General features: G+C 52.8%; 1 protein-coding gene. It reads left to right on the top strand.

Annotation, left to right across the window (positions count from 1 at the left end; all coding sequences use genetic code 11):
* Nucleotides 1–43 precede the first annotated feature (43 nt).
* Nucleotides 44–231 (top strand): hypothetical protein (locus ACYQ78_RS40195; RefSeq protein WP_459806252.1); only part of this gene is annotated, 188 nt, incomplete at its 3' end.

Genomic DNA, 231 nt, shown 5'->3' with positions numbered 1-231 from the left:
TAGCTGGTCTTCCTGAGTCCGCTTGGCCTCCGAGTTGTGCGATGTGGACATCCGTAAGGATCTGTATGCCAACACGGTGCTGTCTGGTGGCTCCACCATGTTCCCAGGAATCGCTGACAGAATGCAGAAAGAAATCACTGCTCTTGCCCCTGCCACAATGAAGATCAAGATCATTGCTCCTCCCGAGCGTAAATACTCTCTATGGATCGGAGGATCTATCTTAGCCCCGCC

The sequence above is a fragment of the Herbidospora sp. RD11066 genome (genome assembly GCF_054661255.1).
The sequence above is the reverse complement of the archived record's forward strand: the minus strand, read 5'-3'. Positions and strand labels throughout refer to the sequence as shown.